General features: G+C 54.1%; 24 protein-coding genes and 1 tRNA gene. 23 read left to right on the forward strand and 2 right to left on the reverse strand.

Annotation, left to right across the window (positions count from 1 at the left end):
- Positions 1-245: 245 nt before the first annotated feature.
- The 18 genes from VF724_RS16230 to VF724_RS16315 all read left to right on the forward strand — a co-directional run bounded on the left by VF724_RS16230 (position 246) and on the right by VF724_RS16315 (position 18,390).
- On the forward strand, positions 246-1,448 hold the full coding sequence (locus VF724_RS16230; protein WP_371755289.1) for an ATP phosphoribosyltransferase regulatory subunit: 1,203 nt from the start codon (positions 246-248) through the stop codon (positions 1,446-1,448).
- 14 nt (positions 1,449-1,462) lie between these two features.
- Entirely contained in the window at positions 1,463-2,098 is a 636-nt protein-coding gene (gene hisG / locus VF724_RS16235; RefSeq protein WP_371755290.1) for an ATP phosphoribosyltransferase, read from the forward strand.
- Positions 2,099-2,222: 124 nt separating this feature from the next.
- Positions 2,223-3,503: a histidinol dehydrogenase gene (gene hisD, locus VF724_RS16240; RefSeq protein ID WP_371755291.1), complete on the forward strand. Its 1,281-nt coding sequence runs from the start codon at positions 2,223-2,225 to the stop codon at positions 3,501-3,503.
- 1 nt (position 3,504) lies between these two features.
- Positions 3,505-4,128, forward strand: coding sequence for an imidazoleglycerol-phosphate dehydratase HisB (hisB, locus tag VF724_RS16245; protein ID WP_371755292.1), 624 nt, complete (start codon positions 3,505-3,507; stop codon positions 4,126-4,128).
- Position 4,129: 1 nt separating this feature from the next.
- Positions 4,130-4,741, forward strand: a complete 612-nt coding sequence (gene hisH / locus VF724_RS16250; protein WP_371755293.1) for an imidazole glycerol phosphate synthase subunit HisH — start codon at positions 4,130-4,132, stop codon at positions 4,739-4,741.
- Positions 4,742-4,775: 34 nt separating this feature from the next.
- Positions 4,776-5,522 (forward strand): 1-(5-phosphoribosyl)-5-[(5-phosphoribosylamino)methylideneamino]imidazole-4-carboxamide isomerase, encoded by a 747-nt coding sequence (hisA, locus tag VF724_RS16255; protein WP_371755294.1) that lies wholly within the window; start codon positions 4,776-4,778, stop codon positions 5,520-5,522.
- A 12-nt stretch (positions 5,523-5,534) separates the two neighbouring features.
- A complete protein-coding gene (gene hisF, locus VF724_RS16260) occupies positions 5,535-6,296 on the forward strand; it encodes an imidazole glycerol phosphate synthase subunit HisF (protein ID WP_371755295.1) in 762 nt (253 codons plus the stop codon).
- Between the two features lie 43 nt (positions 6,297-6,339).
- A complete protein-coding gene (gene hisIE / locus VF724_RS16265; RefSeq protein ID WP_371755323.1) occupies positions 6,340-7,041 on the forward strand; it encodes a bifunctional phosphoribosyl-AMP cyclohydrolase/phosphoribosyl-ATP diphosphatase HisIE in 702 nt (233 codons plus the stop codon).
- Positions 7,041-7,847, forward strand: a complete 807-nt coding sequence (gene hisJ / locus VF724_RS16270; protein WP_371755324.1) for a histidinol-phosphatase HisJ — start codon at positions 7,041-7,043, stop codon at positions 7,845-7,847. The genes hisIE and hisJ overlap by 1 nt, the downstream gene beginning before the upstream one ends.
- 129 nt (positions 7,848-7,976) lie before the next feature.
- Complete coding sequence (locus tag VF724_RS16275) at positions 7,977-8,927, forward strand: ribose-phosphate diphosphokinase (protein ID WP_371755296.1); 951 nt, start codon at positions 7,977-7,979, stop codon at positions 8,925-8,927.
- Between the two features lie 134 nt (positions 8,928-9,061).
- Positions 9,062-10,744 (forward strand): tetratricopeptide repeat protein, encoded by a 1,683-nt coding sequence (locus VF724_RS16280; RefSeq protein WP_371755325.1) that lies wholly within the window; start codon positions 9,062-9,064, stop codon positions 10,742-10,744.
- 66 nt (positions 10,745-10,810) lie between these two features.
- Complete coding sequence (gene trxB, locus VF724_RS16285; protein ID WP_371755297.1) at positions 10,811-11,758, forward strand: thioredoxin-disulfide reductase; 948 nt, start codon at positions 10,811-10,813, stop codon at positions 11,756-11,758.
- Between the two features lie 436 nt (positions 11,759-12,194).
- Positions 12,195-13,151 carry an ROK family glucokinase gene (locus tag VF724_RS16290; RefSeq protein ID WP_371755298.1) on the forward strand — a complete coding sequence of 319 codons (957 nt, stop codon included), beginning with the start codon at positions 12,195-12,197 and terminating at the stop codon, positions 13,149-13,151.
- A gap of 31 nt (positions 13,152-13,182) precedes the next feature.
- On the forward strand, positions 13,183-14,085 hold the full coding sequence (rapZ, locus tag VF724_RS16295; protein ID WP_371755299.1) for an RNase adapter RapZ: 903 nt from the start codon (positions 13,183-13,185) through the stop codon (positions 14,083-14,085).
- Positions 14,082-15,062 (forward strand): gluconeogenesis morphogenetic factor MgfK, encoded by a 981-nt coding sequence (gene mgfK / locus VF724_RS16300; RefSeq protein WP_371755300.1) that lies wholly within the window; start codon positions 14,082-14,084, stop codon positions 15,060-15,062. Before rapZ ends, mgfK begins: the two co-directional genes overlap by 4 nt.
- Positions 15,063-15,068: 6 nt before the next feature.
- Positions 15,069-16,001: a DNA-binding protein WhiA gene (whiA, locus tag VF724_RS16305; RefSeq protein ID WP_371755301.1), complete on the forward strand. Its 933-nt coding sequence runs from the start codon at positions 15,069-15,071 to the stop codon at positions 15,999-16,001.
- A 106-nt stretch (positions 16,002-16,107) separates the two neighbouring features.
- Positions 16,108-16,377 (forward strand): HPr family phosphocarrier protein, encoded by a 270-nt coding sequence (locus tag VF724_RS16310; RefSeq protein ID WP_371755302.1) that lies wholly within the window; start codon positions 16,108-16,110, stop codon positions 16,375-16,377.
- A gap of 264 nt (positions 16,378-16,641) precedes the next feature.
- On the forward strand, positions 16,642-18,390 hold the full coding sequence (locus VF724_RS16315; RefSeq protein WP_371755303.1) for a copper amine oxidase N-terminal domain-containing protein: 1,749 nt from the start codon (positions 16,642-16,644) through the stop codon (positions 18,388-18,390).
- An 80-nt stretch (positions 18,391-18,470) separates the two neighbouring features.
- Here VF724_RS16315 and clpP read toward each other — a convergent pair whose 3' ends face one another.
- Together clpP and VF724_RS16325 are read right to left on the reverse strand one after the other, a co-directional pair.
- Positions 18,471-19,109, reverse strand: coding sequence for an ATP-dependent Clp endopeptidase proteolytic subunit ClpP (gene clpP / locus VF724_RS16320; protein WP_371755326.1), 639 nt, complete (start codon positions 19,107-19,109; stop codon positions 18,471-18,473).
- Between the two features lie 85 nt (positions 19,110-19,194).
- A tRNA-Arg gene (locus VF724_RS16325) sits at positions 19,195-19,269 on the reverse strand.
- Between the two features lie 184 nt (positions 19,270-19,453).
- On the opposite strand from VF724_RS16325, the gene VF724_RS16330 reads away from it, so the two are divergent.
- The 5 genes from VF724_RS16330 to gpmI all read left to right on the forward strand — a co-directional run bounded on the left by VF724_RS16330 (position 19,454) and on the right by gpmI (position 25,219).
- On the forward strand, positions 19,454-20,476 hold the full coding sequence (locus VF724_RS16330) for a sugar-binding transcriptional regulator (RefSeq protein ID WP_371755327.1): 1,023 nt from the start codon (positions 19,454-19,456) through the stop codon (positions 20,474-20,476).
- Positions 20,477-20,536: 60 nt separating this feature from the next.
- Complete coding sequence (gene gap, locus VF724_RS16335) at positions 20,537-21,541, forward strand: type I glyceraldehyde-3-phosphate dehydrogenase (protein ID WP_371755304.1); 1,005 nt, start codon at positions 20,537-20,539, stop codon at positions 21,539-21,541.
- A 138-nt stretch (positions 21,542-21,679) separates the two neighbouring features.
- Positions 21,680-22,861 (forward strand): phosphoglycerate kinase, encoded by a 1,182-nt coding sequence (locus VF724_RS16340; protein ID WP_371755305.1) that lies wholly within the window; start codon positions 21,680-21,682, stop codon positions 22,859-22,861.
- A gap of 55 nt (positions 22,862-22,916) precedes the next feature.
- Complete coding sequence (gene tpiA / locus VF724_RS16345) at positions 22,917-23,669, forward strand: triose-phosphate isomerase (protein ID WP_371755306.1); 753 nt, start codon at positions 22,917-22,919, stop codon at positions 23,667-23,669.
- Positions 23,669-25,219 carry a 2,3-bisphosphoglycerate-independent phosphoglycerate mutase gene (gene gpmI, locus VF724_RS16350; RefSeq protein WP_371755307.1) on the forward strand — a complete coding sequence of 517 codons (1,551 nt, stop codon included), beginning with the start codon at positions 23,669-23,671 and terminating at the stop codon, positions 25,217-25,219. Before tpiA ends, gpmI begins: the two co-directional genes overlap by 1 nt.
- The last annotated feature ends 31 nt before the right edge of the window (positions 25,220-25,250 follow it).

Raw genomic sequence — 25,250 nt, forward strand, 5'->3', positions numbered from 1 at the left:
TTCAAAGACAGTCCAAGCCACCTAACGGTGGCTCGGAACACTACAAAAGTGACATTTTCTCGGACGAGTTAAGGTGACATTTTCTCAGACGTTTGACACTCATGGCGCGAAACCCATTGACTGAATCGGACACCCGTGATAAAATTCGGTATGTTCTTTACTTTGCTAATATGGTAGCATGGTAGCATACTAAAGCGTTTGATGGTTCGTTCTAAAATAAATCGTTGCATCCTGAGGTGAATAAGGTGTCTCAGCCAAAAGTATTTGAAAAGCCGACCGGCGTCAGGGATTATCTCCCGGAGGCGGTCGCCAAGCTCCGCAGCATTGAGCTTCGCGTGCTGGAATGCATGCAGCGATGGGGCTATCAGCAGATTATGACTCCGACCTTGGAGTATTACGATACGGTGGGAATTGCCAGTTCGACATCGAACAACCGGCTGTTCAAGCTGCTGGACAACAAGGGGACGATGCTGGTGATGCGCTCGGACATGACCGCCCCGATTGCCCGGGTGGTCGCTTCGCTGCTCAAGGACAAACCGTTCCCTGTAAGATTATCGTATCACTCCAACGTGTTTCGCGCAATTGAGGAAGAGGCGGGCCGGGAAGCGGAGTTTTTTCAGACCGGCGTCGAGCTGGTGGGCGACGCTTCGCCGGAAGCCGATGCCGAGATTGTGGCCCTGGCGATTGCTTCCTTGAAAGCGGCGGGTGTGGAGCAATTCAAAATCGCGCTCGGTCATGCCGGATTCCTGAACGGCTTGTTCGACCAAACGCTGCCCGGCCGGCACGAGGAGCAAACGGCGCTCAAAGAATGCCTGCAGAACAGGGACTATGTCGGCTTCCGCTATCACCTGCAGCAGCTGCATTTGGATGATGAGGCCCGGGAGGAGCTGGAGAGCATTCTTCGCCTTCGGGGAGGAGTGGAAATCTGCAGAATGGCGGATAAGATTACCCATGCCGACATGGCGAAGGAGTCGCTGCGCCATCTCTGCGAGGTATGGGAAATTCTCAAAGCCTACAAGGTGGACCGGCATGTGATGATCGACCTGACGATGATTGGAAATTTCGCTTATTATACGGGCATGATTATGGAAGGGTATGCCGAGAACCTGGGATTTCCGGTGCTGAACGGAGGACGTTACGACAATCTGCTTGCCCAGTTTGGACGCCCCGCGCCGGCAACCGGATTTGCGCTCGAAACCAACCGCATTATGCAGGTAGTCAACGGCGGAGTTGAACCGGAGGCTTACCGAGTGCTTGTTCTTTATTCACAGGAAAAAAGGGAAGAAGCGATCCGCACCGCGTTGGAGCTTCGTACCCGTGAAGGTTATATGGTGGAAACGAAGAGCGTGTCCGCCGGGGAGGCAATCGGGGAGACCGGATTGTCGGAGGGCGAACGGGTTGCCTACGAAGGACAGCTGTATGATGATATTATTCAGTTTACGGAATAGGAGGTGCGGCGAAAATGACACAGGATCTGTTGAGGGTGGCCATGCCCAAAGGGCGCATATATAAACAAGCCTCAAAGCTGTTCCGGGAAGCGGGAATCCCGATTCCCGACGATTTCGACGACTCCCGCAAGCTGATTATTCCTTTTCCCGAAGCGGGAATGGAATTCATCATGGCCAAGCCCGTCGATGTGCCGACCTATGTGGAATACGGCACCGCGGACATCGGAGTGGTCGGCAAGGACGTGCTGATCGAGGAAAACCGTAGGGTCTATGAGCTGCTTGACTTGAATATCGCCCGCTGCCGGATGTCCGTGATCGGCCTGCCGGACTGGAAGCCCGTGCTTCATCCGCGGGTGGCGACCAAATATCCGAATGCGGCATCCCGGTATTTTCGTGAAAAAGGCCAGCAGGTGGAAGTGATCAAGCTGAACGGGTCGATTGAATTGGCTCCGCTGATCGGGCTTGCCGACCGGATCGTGGACATGGTGGAAACCGGGCAGACCTTGAAGGAGAACGGTCTGGTGGAGCTGGAGCAGATCCACTCGATTACCAGCCGCCTGATCGCCAACCGGGTCAGCTACCGGATGAAGAACGACCGGATCCAGGAAATTTGCGACCGTCTGCAGCAGGTCGTTTCGGTTGCGACATGATTGCGTGAGGTTGATTTGAGATGATGTGAGATTGACTGGATGGAGATCGGCGATGGAAATCGACGTCATGACCTGCATCGAATGACGGCTTGAAGCAGTAATTGTTGCGTGAGGAGGCGCGGTTATGCGTATCGTGAAAGCTTCGGAATTCTCGTTGAAGCGGGAAGTGGAATACGGTTCTCTCGAGCAGAACCTGGCAGTGAAAGAGATAATTGAAAGGGTCCGCCTGGAAGGGGACCTTGCAGTGCGTCATTATACGGAGAAATTTGACCGGGTAGCCGTCGGGGAGCTGCGTGTGGAGCAGGAGGAGATCCGCGCCGCATACGAAAAGGTCGAGGCGGACTTTCTGGAAGCCATCCGTGAAGCAGCGGCCAACATCCGCGCATTTCATGAGAAGCAGAAAAGACATACCTGGATGGATCTTCAGCCGGACGGCGCGATACTGGGTCAGTTGATCCGTCCGCTGCGCAGGGTGGGGGTTTATGTGCCCGGAGGCAAGGCGGCTTATCCGTCCTCCGTGTTGATGAATGTGATACCCGCCCAGGTGGCCGGGGTTCCGGAGATCGTGATGGCGACCCCTCCGGCGACGGCCGGGGAGGACGGGATCAATCCATACATTCTTGTTGCCGCCGCTGAGGCGGGTGTGCGGGAAATCTACCGGGTCGGCGGCGCCCAAGCGGTTGCCGCGCTGGCCTACGGGACGGAGAGCATCGCTCCGGTCGATAAAATCGTCGGGCCGGGCAACATCTATGTCGCTTTGGCCAAAAGGAACGTGTACGGAGTCGTGGACATCGACAGCATCGCAGGACCGAGCGAGATCGTTGTCCTGGCAGACGAAACGGCCGATCCGCTGTTTGTGGCAGCCGATCTGCTGTCCCAGGCGGAGCACGATGAGATGGCTTCGGCAATTCTGATCACCGCGTCCGAACGGCTGGCGGATCAGGTTCGCTCCGAGGTTGAGCGGCAGCTCGAGTCACTTCCGCGCAAACCGATCGCTGCGCGCTCTATCGAGGATTACGGGGCGATTCTGCTGACGGACAGCTTGGAAGAAGGGATACGCGCCGTGAATCAGCTCGCTCCGGAGCATCTTGAGCTGATGGTGGGATCCCCGTTTGAAATTCTGGGAAAAATCGAGAATGCGGGGGCCATCTTCCTCGGAGATTACAGCTCCGAGCCGGTTGGGGATTACTTTGCCGGACCGAACCACATTCTGCCGACGAACGGCACGGCCCGATTCTCCTCCCCGCTCAATGTCGACGATTTTCTCAAAAAATCAAGCCTGATCCACTACAGCCGCGACGCGCTGCTGAACAACGGCGGCAAGATCATGACGCTGGCCCGGCACGAAGGGCTCGAGGCCCATGCCCGAGCGATTGAAGTCCGTTTAAGAAAAGAGGGGAAGTAGCATGAGCGACGGAAATAACATGAGCGGCAACCAGCAGAACGGCAGGTCGGCGGAGATTGCGCGGAAAACGAATGAAACCGATATCCGCCTGGCATTCGCGTTGGATGGAACCGGGATATCGGAGATCGAGACGGACGTTCCTTTTCTCAACCACATGCTGGACTTGTTTGCCAAGCACGGGCAGTTTGATCTGCGTTTGAATGCGAAGGGGGATGTAGATATTGACGACCACCACACGGTGGAGGATATCGGCATCTGCCTGGGGCAAACCGTTCGCCAGGCGCTCGGCGACAAAAAGGGAATCAAGCGCTACGCCAATGTATTTGTTCCGATGGATGAAGCGTTGGCGCAGGTTGCGATCGATATCAGCAACCGCCCACATCTTGAATACCGGGCCGAGTTTCCTTCGGCTCAAGTGGGCAGCTTCTCTACGGAAATGGTGCATGAATTTTTGTGGAAGTTCGCCTTGGAGGCCCGCATCACGCTGCATGTCATTGTTCACTACGGGCGGAATACGCACCACATGATAGAGGCCGTATTCAAGGCGCTCGGCCGGGCGTTGGATGAAGCGTCCTCGATCGATCCGCGGGTGCAGGGGGTTCCGTCCACGAAAGGAGTGCTTTAGCTTGATCGCAATCATCGATTACGGCATGGGCAATCTGCACAGCGTCAGCAAAGCGGTGGAGCGTTTGGGGCACCAAATGAAGATCACCTCCGACGCGCAGGAAATCCTGTCCGCCGACGGGGCGATCCTGCCGGGCGTCGGCGCCTTTGGCGATGCGATGCATTATTTGCGGGAAACGGGACTGCGCGAGGTGGTGCTGCAGTTTGCCGCTTCCGGCAAGCCGCTGCTGGGCATCTGCTTAGGGATGCAGCTCTTGTTTAGCAGCAGCGAAGAGCACGGAATGCATACCGGCCTCGATTTGCTGCCGGGACATGTCGTCCGGTTCCAGGGCGATTTCAAGGTGCCCCATATGGGCTGGAACCGCCTTTCCTTCCGGAGGCCGTCAGCTCTGTTCGAAGGGCTGGACGAAGGCTACGTCTATTTTGTGCACTCCTATCACGCGCTTCCGTCAAGACCCTCCGACCTGCTGGCGACAACGGATTACTATGGCGAGGTTGCAGCAGTCGTCGGCCATGAAAATATATACGGCATGCAGTTTCACCCGGAAAAAAGCGGCGCGATGGGCATGAAGCTGCTCGAAAACTTTGTCAATCTGACGCTGGTTCGCCATTGAGCCCGTCATGATCAATCATCGGAGGCTAACGAATATGTCATCGTTTATCATTTATCCCGCCATTGATATCCGGGGCGGGAAATGCGTGCGTCTGGTACAGGGAGATTACAACCGGGAAACCGTTTATAACGACAATCCGGTTGAGGTCGCCCGCCAGTGGAAGGCTCAGGGCGCCGAATGGATTCATCTGGTCGATCTGGACGGAGCGAAGGCCGGACATCCCGTCAATGAAGATGTGATTGGTGAAATCGCCCGCAGTGTCGATATTCCTGTCCAGGTCGGTGGCGGACTCCGCACCCGGGAGGATGTCGAGCGGCTGCTGTCCAAGGGCGTCTCGCGGGTCATTCTGGGCACAGCGGCGATTGAGAACCGCGATTTTGTACAGTGGGCATTGGCGCACCATGGAGATCAAACAGCTGTCGGCATCGATGCCAGAGACGGCTATGTGGCGACACGCGGCTGGCTGGAAACCTCGCAGATCAAGGCGGTGGATCTGGCTGTCGAGCTGGCGGCGCAGGGGGCGCAGACCTTTATTTTCACGGACATTTCCAGAGACGGCATGATGGGCGGGCCGAATGTGGAATCGATCGTCGGCCTCGCCAAAGTTTCCGGAAGACCGGTGATCGCCTCCGGCGGCGTCAGCCAGTCTTACGATCTGCTGGAGCTGGCGAGACACAAGGAGAACGGAGTCGCCGGCGCGATTGTCGGCAAAGCGCTGTACACGGGAAGCCTCCGGCTGGCTGAGGCGTTGGAAATGCTGTCGGACCCAGAGGAACAATAGAGGAGAACAGAGATGCTAACGAAAAGAATCATTCCTTGTTTGGATGTCAAGGACGGGCGCGTCGTCAAGGGCGTGAATTTCGTCAATTTGCGCGATGCGGGGGATCCCGTGGAGCTGGCGGCATTTTATGACCGTGAAGGCGCGGATGAGCTGGTTTTTCTCGACATTTCCGCTTCCCACGAAGGACGCGCGACGATGGTTGAGGTCGTCAGAAAGACGGCGGGGGAGATCACGATTCCCTTCACCGTCGGAGGCGGTATTTCGCAGGTCGAGGATATGAAGCGTCTGCTCCGGGCCGGAGCGGACAAAATCGGGATCAACACCGCGGCCGTAAAAAACCCGCAGCTGATTGCCGAAGGTGCGCGGAAATTCGGGTCCCAGTGCATTGTAGTGGCAATCGATGCCAAGTATAATGAACAGTGGGGAGAGTGGGAGGTTTACACTCACGGAGGACGGACACCTACGGGCATCAAAGCGCTGGAATGGGCGTCGCATGCCGAGGAGCTCGGCGCCGGCGAGCTGCTGTTGACCAGCATGGATGCCGACGGCACCAAGGACGGCTTCGATCTGCGGCTGACCCGGGCGGTCGGCGAGCGCGTCGGCATTCCGGTGATCGCTTCCGGCGGCGCGGGCCGGGTCGAGCATTTTTATGATGTGTTCGCAGACGGACAAGCGGATGCCGGGCTGGCCGCATCGATTTTTCATTATAAGGAAATCACGATCAAAGAGGTCAAGGATGACCTCAAGCGCAGGGGGGTTGAAGTCCGTGACTGAGGGGATACTGCAAGAGAATCTGCGTGAGACGCTGCAGGAATTGATGGAACAAATCCGCTGGGATACGGCCGGACTGGTTCCCGCCGTGGTCCAGGATGCCGTCGGCAAGGATGTATTGATGCTGGCCTATATGAACAGGGAATCCCTGGTTAAATCGGTGGAAACCGGGCAAACCTGGTTCTGGAGCCGCTCGCGTTCCGAGCTTTGGAACAAAGGAGCGACCTCGGGACATGTGCAGAAGATCAAGTCGCTGAAGTTCGACTGCGATGCCGATACGCTGCTGGTACAGGTTGAACAGACCGGTCCCGCTTGCCATACAGGGAAGTACAGCTGCTTTTACAGGGAGCTGCCGCTCGGCGGCGGCAAGTCGCAGCAAGCTGCGGAGCAGGAAGCGGCAGCGGGTTCCCCGGCGGAAGCAAACGGTATCCGCGGCGGCGAGCGTTTCCAAATTCTCGCGGCGCTGGAATCGCTGATTGCGCAGCGTGATGCGGAGCGGCCGGAAGGAGCCTACACGACCTATTTGTTTGAAAAGGGCCTGGACAAAATCCTCAAAAAAGTCGGGGAAGAAACCGCCGAGGTGATTATCGCCGCCAAGAACCGCAGCAATGAGGAGCTGCGCTTTGAGGTTTCCGACCTGATCTTCCACCTGCTGGTCCTGCTGCGCGATGCCAAGCTGCCGCTGGACGATGTGCTGAACGAGCTGAACAGCCGGCATATCCGCAAACCGAAGGGTGAGTTCAGGTGATCGGGATCGACTATCACACGCATCACGACCGGTGCGGCCATGCCGAGGGCTGCTTGGAGGAATACGTGCGCAAAGCGCTCGAAATCGGGCTGACCCAGCTTGGTCTGTCTGATCATATGCCGCTGATTCATATTGATCCGGCGACATATTATCCCGGAATGGCCATGCCGATGGAGGAGCTCCCGGCATATGTCGAGGAATGCTTCCTTTTAAAGGAAAAGTACAAGGGCCAAATCGACATCCGGGTCGGACTCGAAGGGGATTATATCGAAGGGTATGAGGAGGAAATTGAACGGATTGTCCGTTCTTATCCGTGGGATTATGTCATCGGCTCGGTTCATTTTCTCGGCGAATGGGATATATCCGACCACCGTCAATTGGACGGCTGGAAAACCCGCGACGTCAACGAAGTCTACAAGCAGTATTATGACGCGGTGCAGAAGGCCGCGAAGACCGGCCTGTACGATTTTATCGGCCATATTGATGTGATCAAGCGGTTCGGCTATCAGCCGAATGAGGACATGACCTCGCTCGAGAAAGAGACGCTCGATGTGATCAAACGCCAGGATCTGGCGATTGAGCTGAATGCCTCCGGACTGCGGATGCCGACCAAGGAGATGTTTCCCTCACGCCGCATGCTGGAATATTGCCTGACGAAGGGGATTCCTGTTACACTCGGCTCCGATGCCCATACGCCGGGTCGGCTTGCGCAGTATTTGGATGAGGCGGAGGCGCTGCTGAAGGAGATCGGTTTCCGCGAATTAGCGACGTTCGAGCGCAGGCAGCGCAGGATGATCAGCTTTTAAACAGCTTGGTCCGCATGGAAAGATTGCGGTTTTTGAAATGATAAACGGTTGAAGGTATAATGAAATCAATGTCAGGTTTTAGCGAACGGATGTTGTTCGGACTGTCAGTACCATTTTCAGGAGGGTGTCATGGGCATCGATAATATTAGAATCTTCTCGGGCTCTTCCAATCCCGTGCTTGCCGAAAAAATTTGTCAGCAATTGGGACTGCCCCTGGGCGTAATCAAGCTTTCCAAGTTTAAAAGCGGAGAATTGTACTGCTTGTACATGGAATCCATCCGCAATAACGACGTTTTTCTGGTACAGACGTTTTCCCACCCCATCAACGATCATTTCGTTGAGCTGCTGGTGATGATCGACGCGGCCAAAAGAGCCTCCGCGCGCACCATCAATTTGGTCATTCCCTATTACGGGTATTCCCGCCAGGAACGAAAGTCCGCTCCGCGTGAGCCGCTTTCCGCCAAAATGGTGGCCGATGTGCTGACGACCGTGGGCGCCGACCGGGTGATCACGATTGACCTTCACGCGCCGGCGATTCAGGGCTTCTTCAACATTCCGGTCGATCATCTGACGGCGCTTGATTTGATCAGCGATTACATCCGCAGGAAAAACATCTACAATCCGATCATCGTGTCTCCGGATGCCGGCCGCGCGACGACCGCGGAGCGTTTGGCGAGCAATCTGGATTCGCCGTTTGCGATCATGATCAAAAAGCGCCCCAAACACAACGAATCGGTGATTACACATATCATCGGGGAAGTGGAAGGCCGGACGCCGATCATCATTGAGGACATGATCGATACGGGCACAACGATCGTCAATGTCGTCGAGGGGCTGAAGGAAAGAGGAGCCGAGGACGCTTTCGTTTGCGCGACGCACCCGATCTTTTCCCCGCCCGCCCTGGAGCGTTTGGACCATCCGAACATCAAGGAAGTGGTTGTGACCGATTCGATCGCGATCCCGGACAACCATCCGGAACGCTTCAAGGTCATATCCATGGCTCCGCTCCTTTCGGATGCGATCCGGATTATCGCAGAGGGCGGTTCGATCAGCACGCTGTTCAAATACGGGGGAGTTTAGGGTTTAGGAGATTGAATGGGCGTATGTTATACTTAGAGTAATGTAATTCGAGACGCTTTCTCCGGGAGGTGCTTGTGAAGGTGAAGAATAAAACGGTGGCACGGCGGCAGAAGCCCAAAGTGATTCCCATCAAGATGGATGCCACGTTCTTTTTCGAAAGAGCACTTCAATCTCTTGACCGACTGCATTACGATAAGGCGTTGAAATATTTCCGCAGGGCGGTCGAGTACGAGCCGGATAATCCGGTAAATCACTGCAACATGGCGGGCATCTTGTCGGAAATGGGGCAGTACGAGGAATCGAATGCGATTCTCAAAAAGGTGATCGAGGAAATCGATCCGACCATGACGGAATGCTACTTCTATATGTCGAACAACTTCGCCAATATGGAGGATTACGAGTCCGCCGAAACTTCTCTGGTTTCTTATCTGGAGAAGGACCCCGAGGGGCAATTCCTTGAGGAATCGGAAGAGATGATGGAATTGTTGAGCTATGAGCTGGACAGACCGGCTCAAATCAAGACCATCAAAAGCAGGGAAAATCTGTTTGAGCATGATAAAGCCAGGATGATGCTCGAGGAAGGCAAGTTCTCGGAAGCTGCCAAAGTGTTGGAAAAGCTGGTTCGCAAATATCCGGATTTTCTTGCGGCGCGCAACAATCTTGCGCTTGCGTATTACTATCTTGCCGATTACAAAAAAGCGCTGCAAAGCGTCGAGGGAGTGCTCGAAGCCGATCCGGGCAACCTGCATGCGCTCTGCAACCTGGCGATTTTCTATTCCCATCTCGGCGAACGGGAGAAGCTGAATCCGCTTCTGGAACTTCTGGAAAAAACCGTTCCGTACCATTCCGAGCACGCCTTCAAGCTGGCGACGACAATGGGAATACTGGAACGGCACGAAACAGCATACCGCCTGTTTGTGCGCCTGCTCAAAGGGGAAGAAGCGACTTACGACCCTGCGCTCTATCACTATACGGCTGTAGCGGCATGGAATACGGGGCGGTACGACAAGGCCAGAAAATACTGGAAACAGGCAGAGAAGCTGGACCGCGAATCGGACATCCCGAAATTTTATTTGAGCCAGCTGGATGGCATCCGTGATGGCGGCAATGACGTTTCGCTCAGTTATCACTATCATCTGCCGTATGAGGAACAATTCAGGATGCTGGAGAAAACCCCGGCCAAGATGCTTGAGCAGTTCGGCAGGGATCCGCTCGTTCGCTCTTCGTTCTTCTGGGCGCTCCGGCACGGGGATTATGATACCAAGCTGCAGATTCTCCAAGCGTTCGGAATCATTTATGATTCCGAGATTGAACAAGCGCTGCGCAGCTTTTTGAAGGAGCCGGCCGAGGCGGACGAATTGAAGCGGATCGCTATTTTTCTCCTGCGCAACATGGGAGTGAAGGAGCCTTTGCATGCGGTAATGAGCGGGAAGGCTACCGATATCCCCTCGCTGCAGCATTCCGCAAATCTTCCCGTCTGGGAAAAGAAATGGCAGGAAATCGTCGACACCGCCTTGAAGCGGATGGACCGGCGTTACGATATCATTCAAAGACACGATCTGCAGACGCTGTGGGAGGAATTTCTGACCCGCATGTATCCGGCGGTCCCCAAAATTCACAAAATTGAAGGATGGGCGGCGGCGCTTGAGTATTTAACCGCCAAAATGCACCGCAGAACCATCTCCTATCAGGAGGTTTCCTACCGGTATGAGGTTTCGGTCAGCACCATCAAGAAATATGTGAAGCTGATCGATGAAACCTGCGGCATTCGGGAGAAGATGGAAGCGATATTCTCCAAATACAGAGAAAAACTATAATGATCTTTAACAGAGTAATGAAATAATTAGAGCATGTGAATTTTCAGGGGTGGGAGGTATTCAAGAATGTATCAATCGGTAATTATCGGAACGGGGCCCGCCGGTCTGACGGCAGCCATTTATCTTGCCAGAGCCAATCTGAATCCGCTGGTGATTGAAGGACCGGAACCGGGCGGTCAGCTGACGACCACGACCGAGGTCGAGAATTTCCCCGGATTTCCCGAAGGAATTATGGGACCTGAATTGATGGAAAATATGCGCAAGCAGGCTGAAAAATTCGGCGCGGAATTCCGCAGAGGCTGGGTGAATCAGGCCGATCTGTCGAAACGGCCGTTCAAGCTGACCATCGAGGGCGGCGAAGTCATTGAAACGCAATCGCTGATCATTTCCACAGGCGCTTCCGCCAAACTTCTCGGCATTGCCGGGGAGAAAGAAAACATCGGACGCGGCGTCAGCACTTGCGCGACATGCGACGGATTTTTCTTCCGCGGGAAGAAGATCATCGTCGTCGGCGGCGGAGATTCCGCCATGGAAGAAGCGAATTTCCTGACCCGATTTGCAACGCAAGTGCGTCTGGTGCATCGCCGCGATGAATTGAGAGCCTCCAAAATCATGCAGGAGCGCGCCAAAGAGAACAAGAAGATCGTCTGGAGCCTCAACCGTACACCGGTTGAAGTAATTGCCGGCGAGCACGGTGTAACCGGCTTGAAGGTGACCAATAATGAAACCGGCGCCGAAGAAATCCTGGAAACCGACGGAATCTTCGTGGCGATCGGCCATACTCCGAACACCAAGTTTCTGGAAGGCCAGATTACCACGGACGAAACCGGGTACATTCTCGTCAAGCCTGGAACGACGATGACGAATATCGAAGGCGTATTTGCCTGCGGCGACGTACAGGATCTCCGGTACCGTCAGGCAATCACTGCTGCGGGCAGCGGATGCATGGCCGCTCTGGATTGCGAGAAATTCCTGGAAGGCCAGGCGGTTCACGATTGGAGCAAGAGCCTGTAATTTGAGACAATCACAAATATAGCCTGGTGGCCAAACGCCCGCCAGGCTTTTCTTGATGCTTAGGAAATTAAAACTTTTCATTTCTGTGATAACGGCTTTCGCTTACAATGGTCTTAGATCAAGGTTGAGGAAGAATGCTCCTATGATCTCAGGCGGGGGGGAAAGTCGAGATGATCCCGAAACAGCGCTAAAGTATGGGTTTCGTTATTTCAGTCACCCGAAGGGTGATTTTGTTCATACTATGGAATACAAAAAATTTCGAGGTGGAAGCAGGTCTTCCTCCTCGTTTTTTTAGCCGCATAAGATTTTGCAGAATAGCGGGCAACGCTGCCCCACTTCCTTGACTTGACCTGCTATCAGGGTTGGCTTATAGTTGGAACAGGAAGAACTCTATAGGAAACGGAAGCTCCGGTGGAATGTATTGGGGTGTGAAAGGATGTCAAACGAAAACGAAATTTTTGTTGGTGTGGATCTGGGAGGCACCAGCATTAAAATCGGCCTCTGTGACAAAAACGGCAGGCTGCTGCATAAAATGGAAGGGCCGACGGAAACCGAACGGGGAGTCGACCATGTCATCGACACAATAGCCGTTTATGCCCGCAGGATCGTTGCGGATTCTTACCTAAGCTGGGATCAGGTGGCGGGAATCGGAATCGGGATCCCGGGATTTACGGATATCCCCGACGGGATTGTCATCCTCGCTCCGAATCTGCACTGGCACAATGTGCCGGTCAGGGGGATGCTGGAAGAGAAGCTTGGAAAGAAAGTCGTCATCGACAATGATGCCAATGCGGCCGCTCTGGGGGAATTGTGGAGCGGAGCAGGCAAGGATATCGACAATGTTGTCTGTTACACGTTGGGAACCGGTGTCGGCGGCGGTATTATCGTAAACGGAAAGATTTATCGGGGATTTTCGGGTGTGGCCGGAGAGTTGGGGCATATGCAGGTTGTGCCGGATCTGGAGGCCATCCAATGCGGCTGCGGCCAGATGGGTTGCCTGGAAACCGTTGCTTCGGCGACGGGGATTATTCGCATGGCCCGGGACGCAGTGGAACGGGGAGAGCATACCCCTTTGTCTTTGCTCGATCGGCTTTCCGCAAAGAATGTCCTTGATACGGCGAAATCCGGAGATGAAGTGGCCCTGCGGATTGTCAACCGGGCGGCCCGCTATTTGGGCAAATCGATGGCTCTGATTGCGGTTGTGATCAATCCGCAAAGATTTATTGTTGGCGGCGGCGTGTCCCTCGCAGGGGAAATCCTCCTGCAGCCGGCCCGCGAGGCTTTCGAGCAATTCACGCCGGAACCGGCGCGGGAAGGCGTGGAGATTGTGACGGCCTTGCTGGGCAATGACGCCGGTATGGTCGGAGCTGCCGGGCTGCTGCTGAAAGGCTGATATTGGGGTTGCGGGACAGGAGGGAATTGTGATGAATGATGTGCATAGCCTTTCCAGATTGGTGATCATTACGGGAATGTCCGGAGCGGGAAAGACGATTGCTGTCCAAAGCCTGGAGGATTTGGGCTATTTTTGTGTTGATAATCTTCCGCCTGTGCTGATTCCGAAATTTGCTGAATTGATCGAGCAGTCCAAAGGCCGGATCGCCCGTGTGGCTTTGGTGATTGACCTTCGGGGCAGGGAATTTTTCACGTCGCTGTCGGAATCCTTGAGCTATATCAGGGATAATCATACGATCGAATATGAAATTTTGTTCCTGGATGCTACGGATCAAGTGCTGGTTCAGCGTTATAAGGAAAGCAGGCGCCGGCATCCTCTTGCACCGGAGGGTCTGCCGCTGGAAGGTATTTCACTGGAACGCAAGCTGCTGGAGGAGCTTAAGGGGATGGCCACGCTGGTCATGGACACCAGCAATTTGAAGCCGGCGCAGTTGAAGGAGAAGATCGCGGCACATTTTCACAGCATTCGGCCGAATACCATATATATCAATGTAACCTCCTTCGGCTTCAAGTACGGAATCCCGATCGATTCGGATCTGATCTTCGATGTCCGTTTCTTGCCGAATCCGCACTATCTTGAGCATCTTCGTCCGCGAACCGGCCAGGATCCCGAGGTGTATGATTACGTCATGAAGTGGTCCGAAACCAAGGATTTTTTGAACAAGCTGCTGGATATGCTCAATTTTTTGATTCCCCATTATTTAAAAGAAGGAAAAAGCCAGGTCGTCGTCGGGATCGGATGTACCGGTGGCAAGCACCGCTCGGTAGCCGTAGCCGAATATTTGGGAAAGATGCTGGGCAATGGAGAAACGGAGGTCGTCCGGGTAAGCCATCGGGATGCCGATCGTGATCGGCGGCCAGAGGTGAACGGATGAGACACGAATCTGTTGAAATGCTTCCCAAAGTGGTGGTGATCGGAGGGGGCACCGGTCTGTCCGTGATGTTAAGAGGCCTGAAAGACAAACCGTTGGACATTACCGCCATCGTAACGGTTGCCGATGACGGAGGAAGCTCTGGTATTCTGCGGTCCGAATTGCAGATCCCGCCGCCGGGCGATATTCGCAATGTGCTGATCGCGCTGGCCGATGTGGAGCCGGTGCTGTCGAGGGTGCTGCAGTACCGATTCTCTTCCGGCAACGGTTTGGCCGGGCATAATTTGGGAAACCTGATACTTGCGGCGATGGTCGATATTACCGGTGATTTTGCAACCGCCGTCAAAGAATTGAGCAAGGTGCTTGCCGTCCGGGGGCGCGTGCTGCCCGCTGCGGGTCAGGCGATCGTGCTGAAGGCGGAAACGGGTGACGGCCGGATTATCGTAGGCGAATCCAACATTCCGAAGGCGAGGCAGTCGATCAAGCGGGTCTGGATCGAGCCGTCCGATGTCAAGCCCCTCGATGAAGCCATTGAGGCGATTCGCGAAGCGGACGCGATCGTGATCGGTCCGGGAAGCCTTTTTACCAGCATCATGCCGAATTTGCTCGTCCCGCAGATGTCGCGCACGATTGTGGAATCGGCCGCCATGAAGGTGTTTATTTGCAATGTGATGACGCAGCCGGGAGAAACGGACGGTTTTTCCGTCAGTGATCATCTCGAAGCAATCCGGCGGCATATCGGACATTCGTTGTTCGATTATGTCATCGTGAATAACGGGGAAATCCCCGCCCAGGTGCTGGAACGTTACGCGGAGAAGGGGTCGGCGGCCGTCGGCCTGGATCTCGACCGGGTGCGAGAAATGGGATATGACGTCATCACCGACCGTCTCGTAAAGTATCATACTTATTTACGGCATGACGCCGATAAATTGAGCCGTCGCATCCATGAGCTTGTCGACCTGTGGATGAGGAAGAGGTGAACCCTTTTGTCCTTCGCATCGCAAACGAAAAAAGAATTGACCATGATTGAAGCTGATGCTTGCTGCGAGAAGGCCGAGCTTTCTGCATTGATCCGGATGAACGGATCGGTGGAGGTTTCCAATCAGCGGATCCAGCTTGACGTTTCCACGGAGAATGCGGCGATCGCCCGAAGGATTTACAGCTTGGTCAAAAAATTGTTCGGGATTCAAGCCGAGCTGATGGTCCGCAAAAAAATGCGCCTGAAGAAAAACAACGTCTACATCGTTCGCATCCCGGAACGGATTCAGGAGATTTTGTCCGAGCTGCATATTGTCTCTACCGGATTTCAATTTACGCCGGGGATCGATGAGAAGATCATCGAGAATCACTGCTGCAGAAGAGCTTACTTGCGCGGAGCGTTTCTGGCAGGGGGCTCGGTCAACAATCCGGAGGGCTCGTCGTACCATCTTGAGATTTTTTCGATGTATGAGGAGCACTGTCAGTCGGTTTGCGATTTGGCGAACAGCTTCGATTTGAATGCCAGATGCCTCGAACGCAAAAAGGGGTACATTTGCTATATCAAGGAAGGCGAAAGAATTATCGAATTTCTGAATATTATCGGCGCGCATCAGGCGCTGTTCAAGTTTGAAGACGTCCGGATCATGCGGGATATGCGCAATTCCGTCAACCGGATCGTCAATTGTGAAACGGCCAATCTGAATAAAACGGTTGGAGCGGCTGTCCGGCAGATCGAAAACATCCGCCTGCTGGAAAAGGAAATCGGCTTGGAGAATTTGCCGGAAAAGCTGCGGGAAGTGGCCGAAGTGCGGCTCCAGCATCCGGATATCAACCTGAAAGAAGTCGGCGAACTGCTCAAGGATAAGGTCAGCAAATCGGGCGTGAATCACCGTCTTCGCAAAATTGACGAATTGGCAGAAAAAATCAGGAACTCCAAGTGAATTTTCAAGGGATGTAGTGAAATTTGGAGAAAAATGTTATACTATTTAACAATGATACGGATTTAATGAATGATGGGTATTATATATTAGTTTGGGGGTATGGATGATGACGAGACGTCCCGTTGTTGTAAAATTGAAAACAGGACTTCATGCGAGACCCGCGGCCCTTTTCGTCCAGGAAGCGAATAGATTCTCCTCTGAAATATTCGTCGAGAAAGATGAAAAGAAAGTCAATGCCAAGAGCATCATGGGGATCATGAGTTTGGCGATCAGCACGAATACGGAAATTTACATCAGCGCCACCGGATCGGATGAAGAACAGGCTGTAACCGCTTTAGCCATGCTTGTCGGCAAAGAAGAACTGGAAAACCAATAAGGGCTTCGCGGTGATGGAAGTTATTTCATCGCGCTGCCTAAGCGCCAAACCGTCCAAGATTATGGCGCTGAAGGTTGGAAGGAACAGAAAAGCGGATGGGCAAACGAAGTCGCTCGATAGGGCGGCTTTTTCATTTGGGTCGCAACATTGAATTCATAATTTTACCGGAAAAAACGCAACCTTTTTGAAGAACAGTTCGTTTATATAACGAGACGGCATCATATTGTACGCGATAATTTTTTTACTTATAGGAGTGGTTCGAAGATGATCAATATCAAAAGACAAACCGGAATTGTGCTATTATTGCTGATCATGGTATTTTACGCGGGATTGCCCGCATACGCCGTGTCGTCGACGACCACTTACGCGGTGCTTTATCTGGACCGAACCGAGGCTTATGTGAATGAGATGAAGGTCACGCTGGAGGCCCCGGCAACCGCAGTGGACGGAAAAACGTTTGTGCCTGCGAAATTTCTTGGCGATACGTTCGGTTTTCCGGTCAGTTGGAATCAGCAGAGTCAAAGCGTGGAAATGGATATCGGCGGTTTTCAGGCGGTTCTGGATCAGGCTCGCGGCACGGCTTCCTATGGCGGTATGGTCATTCCTTTAAACGATGTGGCCATTATGCGCGATAATCACCTGCTGGTACGGCTCACTTGGGTGATGGGATTGCTGAGAGCACAATATACATATGATTCGAAGCTTAAACGGATCGATATCATGTTTGTCCAGCGTCCGACGGGCATTTATGACGAATTAACCGGCTTTTCGCCCCCTGTAGCCAAATTCGCCCTGGGTAAAGCGCAGTATAGAATCGGAGAGCCGATCAAGTATTTGGATCTTAGCTATAGTCCGGATGGTGAGCGGATTGATGAAAGCCGCTGGGAAGGTAAGGCGGACGCTTTTTTTAAGCCGGGGACCTATCCGGTGTCTTTGAAGGTGAAGGATCGCAGAGGGAACTGGAGCAAGACGTATACCCGCAATGTAACGGTCAGCAGCGAGATTTATTTGGACCGGGAGCAGTATCCGATGTATGTTCAGCCTGCAGGCTCGATTGTACCGCTTGACCGGGACCGCTTGGAAGCCTATAAAAAGGTGCCTGATTTGAGCAAAACGGCGGTAAATGATGCTTCCCGAACATTGATGGTCAGCGACAGTCCGGAGACAATCCTGCAGAAAGGGATTCTGTATCAGGATTCGGTAATGGGAAAGATCAGGCTTTATGCTCATCATATCAACGGTACCGATCAAAAATTGAAGTTTGTCATTTGGGTTACCAACAACGGCAGCCAAGATGTCGAACTGCGTACAACCAACGCGGGAGAGGTCTACCCGTCGGCATACGCCAATATTATCGGACACCAGGCAACGATTGATTTTATGACGAGCGATTCCGTAGATGAAAAATTGAAGGTGCCTGCCGGGAAAACTTTAGTCTATCGGGTGATGCCCGATTATTATCCGGGACAGGGCATGAACGTGTTCTATGATCTGGAGACCGACGGCAGAGTAACGTTTACTTTCGCGGCTGTGGACCCCCAAGCTGAAGAGTTGTCCGGATATGCGCAACTGCCGTATGACCGGCATGTCAGGGGGACCTTCGGCGTTTCGGAAATCCGTTGGAACATCAATGCTTCGACCTTTGATACGCCCTCCAAACTGGTCATCGGAGACGGGGTGTCGGATCCGTTCGTCAACGGGTACGATTTTCAGCAGGGAGTGGAAAGGCGGGATAACGGCAACTATGGAGTGATGTACAAAATTCACGCCGAACAGCCGCGCAGGATGGCGATTCTCCTAATGGCCCGGGGAGGCATTTACAAAGGTCCGATCAAGATCAACGGCGAGTTGGTCATGGTGCCGCAGTCGGGCGTCCTGACGCCGGTCGACGGATTATATCTGCTGTGGAGAACGACCGGAAGGGAACCGTCTCTGGATATTGAATTTACGCCTTCGGCGGGCTCCTCTCTGCCGATCAATCTGATGTTCTATCCCCTGAAGGAATTGAAATAGTTTAGAGAGGGAAAAACAAGCAGGCCCATCCAATGACATGGGCCTGCTTGTTTTTTTGTGGGAATCATGAACCGGCGGTTCTACACTCTTTCGATGACCTTGTCGATAATGCCGTATTCTTTAGCCTCTGCGGCGCTCATGAAGTAGTCCCGATCGGTATCCTTTTCGATTCGTTCCAGCGGCTGCCCGGTACGTTCGGCAAGAATGCGGTTCAGCTTGTCTCTCATCCGGAGAATCCGTTTCGCCCGAATTTCGATATCGGTGGCCTGACCCTCGGCTCCGCCGAGCGGCTGATGGATCATGATTTCACTGTTGGGCAGCGCAAAACGCTTGCCTTTGGCGCCGGCATTGAGCAGGAAAGCTCCCATGGAAGCGGCAAGGCCCACGCAGATGGTGGAAACGTCCGGACGGATAAACTGCATGGTATCGTAAATGGCCATACCGGCCGTGATCGAGCCTCCCGGACTGTTGATGTACAGGCTGATGTCCTTTTCCGGGTCCTCCGCGGCCAAAAACAGCATTTGGGCAATGATCGTATTGGCTACGACATCATTGACCGGTGTTCCGAGAAAAATGATACGGTCCTTCAACAGACGCGAATAAATATCGTATGACCGCTCTCCGCGGCTGGTCTGCTCCACGACCATTGGGATTAAACTCATGGCGGTATCCTCCTTTGTATCTAGCCTGTTAATCAGTATTGCCCGAACTAATCTCATCATAACTCAAAGCGCCCTTAAGGTCAAGAAAGGTCAAACCATCAAACAAAAAAAAAGCTCCGGTGCAGGAGCTGTATAATCGATATGGCGCGCCCGTGAGGAATCGAACCTCAATCTCAGGCTCCGGAGGCCTGCGTCATATCCGTTGGACCACGGGCGCATGTAGAAACAAGCAAAGGTAATTATATGATAATGAATAAGAAAAATCAAGCAGCATTTCATTCCAAATAAAATCCGCTCGGAATGGAGTTGCGTTTTATGGCAAAATTGAATACAATTGCTATGTGGGACTTAAAATTATCATGTGGGACATTTTAAGTCCCGTAATTGCCGGAGTGATCAATGTGAGAGAGCTGATGGATGTTCAAAGGCAGCTTCTGCCCGACCTGATCGAAACCTTGAAGAAGCGGTACATGATCTTGAACACGATCATGCTTTCCGGCACGATCGGACGCAGAACGCTCGCCGCCTCGCTGGATATGACCGAACGGGTGCTCCGCGCCGAAGTGGATTTCCTGAAGGCTCAAGGGCTATTGGATACGGACAGCGCAGGCATGCAGGTCAGCCGGACCGGCAGGGAACTGCTGGAGCAGATGGAGCCTTTGTTCAATGAGCTGTTCGGCTTGTCCGATATGGAGGAAAGTATCGGAAGGCACTTTGGACTCAAGCAGGTGGTGGTTATTCCGGGGGACTGGGATACCTCGCCGTTTACCAAAAAAGAGCTTGGCCGGGCCGGGGCGCTGATGCTTCGCAAATATGCGCTGAAGGACGACGTGATCGCTGTTGCCGGCGGTTCGACAATGGCTGAGGTGGCAGAGTGGCTGACGCCTTCCGAACCGATGAAGGGCAATTGGTTCGTGCCAGCCCGGGGAGGATTGGGCGAAAGTGTGGAGCTGCAGGCGAATATGATCGCATCCACAATGGCCAAGAAAACGGGAGGGCAGTACCGTTTGCTGCATGTGCCGGACCATCTGAGCGACGAGGCGTATCAATCCCTGATTCAAGAACCGAATATCCGGGAGGTAGTGGACGTGATCCGCAACGCGCGTGTCGTGTTGCACGGCATCGGCAACGCGCTGCATATGGCGAAGCGGAGAAGGGCCGACGAATCCACGATCCGCCTTCTGCAGGACGAATACGCCCGCGGAGAAGCATTCGGTTATTACTTCGATGCGAAGGGACAGATCGTCCATAAAATGCCTACCCTCGGGCTCCGTTTGGAGGACATTCACCAGATGGACACAGTGATCGCCGTGGCCGGAGGGAAAAGCAAGGGCGAAGCGATTGCCGCGGTTTTGCAGCATGGACATGAGGATGTGCTGGTGACCGATGAAGCGGCGGGGAACGAAATTCTCAAGCTGATCTAAGTGCTCATGACGCGCTTTCAGCGTCTTGAATATATAATTTTTTTTAGGAGGAACACAATAATGGTGAAAGTAGGCATCAATGGGTTTGGACGAATCGGAAGAAACGCCTTCAGAGCTGCGCTGAATCATCCTGAAGTGGAGATCGTGGCAATCAACGATCTGACGGATGTTGAAATGCTTACCCATCTGTTGAAATATGATACGACTCACGGGAAACTGGACGCTTCCGTGGAAGCCGGAGAGGGAGAACTGTTCGTCAACGGGCGCAAAATCAAGGTGTTTGCCGAGAAGGACCCTTCGCTGCTGCCTTGGGGCGAGTATGGCGTAGAAATTATCGTGGAGTCGACGGGCAGATTTACCGACGGCAAAAAGGCTGCAGCCCACCTGCAGGGCGGAGCGAAGAAGGTAGTCATTTCCGCCCCGGCTACGAATGAGGATCTCACGGTGGTCATGGGCGTCAACGAGGACCAATACGATCCGGCCAAGCACGCGATCATTTCCAACGCTTCCTGCACGACCAATTGTCTCGCGCCGTTCGCCAAAGTGCTGCATGAAAAATTCGGAATCGTAAAGGGAATGATGACCACGGTGCATTCCTATACCAACGATCAGCAGGTCCTGGATCTGCCGCATAAGGATCCGCGCCGTGCCCGCGCCGCCGCCGAGAACATCATTCCGTCCACAACTGGCGCGGCCAAAGCGGTATCGCTGGTGCTGCCGGAATTGAAGGGCAAGCTGAACGGGATGGCATTCCGCGTGCCGACGCCGAACGTTTCGGTAACGGATCTGGTGGCGGAGCTGCAGACGAGCGTAACCGCAGAACAGGTCAATGCCGCGTTAAGGGAAGCGTCCGAAGGACGGCTGAAGGGCATCCTCAATTATTCCGAGGAGCCGCTGGTTTCCAGCGATTATAACGGAGATCCCGCCTCGTCCACGATCGACGCGCTGTCCACGATGGTCGTCGGAGACAATATGGTCAAAGTGGTGTCTTGGTACGACAACGAATGGGGCTATTCCAACCGCGTTATTGACCTTTGCGGCTATATCGCCCAAAGAGGACTGTAAGCTCGCCGAAAATCGCAAAATATGTCACGGACTGCAAGAGGAGAAGCGATTCTCCTCTTTAGCTTGTGATTTTGGGTTTAAAGTTTGTCTCCGATGCTGTATAATTTCCCATTAGGATAAACTAGGAGGAAACGCTGCATGAACAAGAAAAGTGTTCGCGATGTGGACGTTCGGGGCAAAAAAGTGTTCGTCCGGGTAGACTTCAACGTTCCGCTGGATAACGGAAGGATTACCGACGACACGCGGATCCGGGAAACGCTGCCGACGATTGAATATTTGACCGGACAAGGCGCAAAGGTCATTCTGGCCAGCCACCTTGGCCGGCCTAAAGGAAAGGTTGTCGAGGAAATGCGTTTGACGCCTGCGGCCGTTCGCTTGTCGGAGCTTCTCTGCAAGCCGGTGCAAAAAGCGGACGAAGCGATCGGAGATTCGGTCAAGGCCATGATCGATGGGATGAGCGAGGGGGATGTTCTGCTGCTGGAGAACGTGCGCTTTTATCCCGGTGAAGAGAAGAACGATCCGGACTTGGCCAAATCGTTTGCCGAGCTGGCGGATGTCTACGTGAACGATGCATTCGGAGCGGCGCATCGCGCCCATGCGTCCACGGAAGGGATCGCCCATTACATACCGGCGGTTGCCGGCTTTCTGATGGAAAAGGAAATCGAGGTGCTCGGAAAAGCGCTAAGCCATCCCGACCGCCCGTTTACGGCCATCGTCGGCGGGGCCAAGGTCAAGGACAAGATCGACGTGATCGAAAATTTGATTCAAATTGCAGATAATATCATTATCGGCGGGGGGCTCTCCTTTACCTTCCTCAAAGCGTTGGGCAAGGAGGTCGGCAATTCGTTGGTGGACAACGAAAAGCTGGATTTGGCGCTCGGTTTTGTCAACAAGGCCAAGGAAAAGGGAGTGCGCTTCATGCTGCCTGTCGATGTCGTGATTGCCGACGAATTCAGCGCGGAGGCGCAGACGAGGACGGTCAGTGTCGATGAGATCCCGGCCGGCTGGCAGGCGCTCGATATCGGTCCGAAAACCCGCGAAATGTATGCAGATGCGATCCTGCAGTCCAAGCTGGTCGTTTGGAACGGACCGATGGGCGTTTTCGAGATGGAGCCGTTTTCGAGCGGAACGCGCGCGGTCGCCGAGGCTTGCGCTGAAACAGCCGCTTACACGGTCATCGGAGGAGGAGATTCCGCCGCCGCCGTTGAGAAATTTAAGCTGGCCGACCGGATGGACCATATTTCCACCGGGGGCGGGGCGTCGCTGGAATTTATGGAGGGCAAGGCGCTGCCGGGCGTCGTTATTTTAAATGATAAATAATCAATGGGTTTAAATGAATTTTGAGAATATAGAGGATAGGAGCCATGGAGAACCCATGAGAGTACCGATCATTGCGGGGAATTGGAAAATGTTCAAAACCGTCGGTGAAGCGGCCGGATTTGTTAGGGAAGTCAAGGGCAAGGCGGAAGTTGACGGGGTGGAGAGCGTGATATGCGCGCCGTTTATCCATCTGCCTGTATTGGCGGAAGCCGTGAAGGGCTCTTCGTTGAAGCTCGGTGCCCAAAATTTGCATTGGGCCGACAGCGGAGCGTATACGGGAGAAATCAGCGGTGTGATGCTGCAGGATCTGGGCGTCCGCTATGTGATCATCGGGCATTCCGAGAGAAGGGCTTATTTTGCGGAAACGGATGAGACGGTAAATGCCAAAATGCACGCGGCCTTCAAGCACGGGTTGACGCCGATTGTCTGCGTCGGCGAAAAGCTGGAGCAGCGGGAGGCCGGGCAAACGAAAGAGGTGTGCAGGATCCAGACGGGGGCTGCGTTTAAAGGATTGGATGGTGCGCAAGCAGCAATGGCGGTGATCGCTTATGAGCCGATCTGGGCGATCGGCACGGGCAAATCGTCGACGGCGACGGACGCGAATGAAGTGATCGGCTACATACGGCAGGTTGTGGAGGCGATGTTCGGCAGCGCGGTCTCCGCGAAGATCCGCATTCAATACGGCGGAAGCGTCAAGCCGGAGAACATCCGCGAATTCATGCGTCAGCCGGAAATTGACGGGGCTTTGGTGGGCGGAGCCAGTCTCGAGCCCGGTTCTTATATTCAGCTTGTGGAGGGGGCACGATAATGGCGAGCAATAGACCAAAACCGGTAGCGCTGATTATCCTCGACGGCTTCGGCCTGCGGGAAGAGACACAGGGCAATGCCGTGGCTCAGGCACGCAAACCGAACTTTGACCGGTATTGGCGGGAATTCCCGCACACTCAGCTGACCGCATGCGGGGAAGCGGTCGGACTTCCGGAAGGACAGATGGGCAATTCCGAAGTGGGCCACCTGAACATCGGCTCGGGGCGGATCGTCTATCAGGACCTCACGAGAATCTCCAAATCGATTCGTGAAGGCGAGTTTTTCCGGAACGAGGCTCTGGTTAAAGCGGTCCGCCGCGCCAAAGAAAAGGGACGGAAGCTGCACCTTTACGGGCTGCTGTCGGACGGCGGGGTGCACAGTCACGTCGGGCATCTGTATGCGCTGTTGGAGCTGACGAAGCGGGAGGGACTGCAGGAGGTTTATATCCACGCATTTCTCGATGGGCGGGACGTTGCGCCCGACAGCGCGAGATTTTATATGGAACGGCTGCTTCAGCATATCAAGGAGCTTGGAGTCGGCCAGGTGGCTACGGTTCAAGGGCGGTACTATGCCATGGACCGCGATAAGCGCTGGGACCGCGTGGAGAAATCCTACAGGGCGATGGTATACGGTGAAGGTCCGAAATATTCGGATCCGCTGCAGGCCATTGTGGAATCTTATGAACGATCGGTATTTGACGAATTTGTGCTGCCAACGGTCATCACGGATGAAAACGGCAATCCGGTCGGCCTGGTGGAATCGGAGGATTCCGTTATCTTTTTCAATTTTCGGCCGGACCGGGCGATCCAATTGTCGCAGATGTTCACCAATGACGACTTCCGGCCTTTCGACCGCGGAGACCATCCGCCGAAGGATTTGTATTTTGTGTGCATGACGCTGTTCAGCGAGACGGTAAACGGATTTGTCGCCTACAAGCCGAAGGATTTGGACGATACTTTGGGGGAAGTGCTGGCCCGGCACAATTTGAAGCAGCTGCGCACCGCCGAAACGGAAAAATATCCGCACGTCACCTTCTTCTTCAGCGGCGGGCGGGATGTGCAACTGCCCGGGGAAACGCGGATTCTGATCAATTCCCCGAAGGTGGCGACATATGATCTGAAGCCGGAAATGAGCGCCTATGAGCTGGCGGAGTCAACCGTCCGGGAGATCGAAAAGGATGCATTTGACGTGATTGTGCTGAATTTTGCGAACCCCGACATGGTCGGTCATTCCGGCCTTCTGGAACCGACGATCCGGGCGGTTGAGGCGACCGATGAGTGCCTCGGCCAGGTTGTCGATGCGATCCTGTCCAAAGGCGGGGTGGCCGTGATCATCGCCGACCACGGCAATGCCGACATCGTCCGCGATGCAGCCGATCGTCCGCAGACCGCCCATACGCTGAGTCCGGTGCCGTTCATCGTCACGGACAAGCGTGTGCAAATCCGCGAAGGCGGCATTCTCGCCGATGTGGCGCCAACGCTTCTGGACATCTTGGGGATTGCGAAGCCGTCGGAAATGACCGGAGAATCGATGATTATTGGCAGGACTTGAATTTTAAGATAGAATTTTATGGGAATGTTAA

This window comes from Ferviditalea candida, assembly GCF_035282765.1.
Taxonomy (GTDB): Bacteria; Bacillota; Bacilli; order Paenibacillales; family KCTC-25726; genus Ferviditalea; species Ferviditalea candida.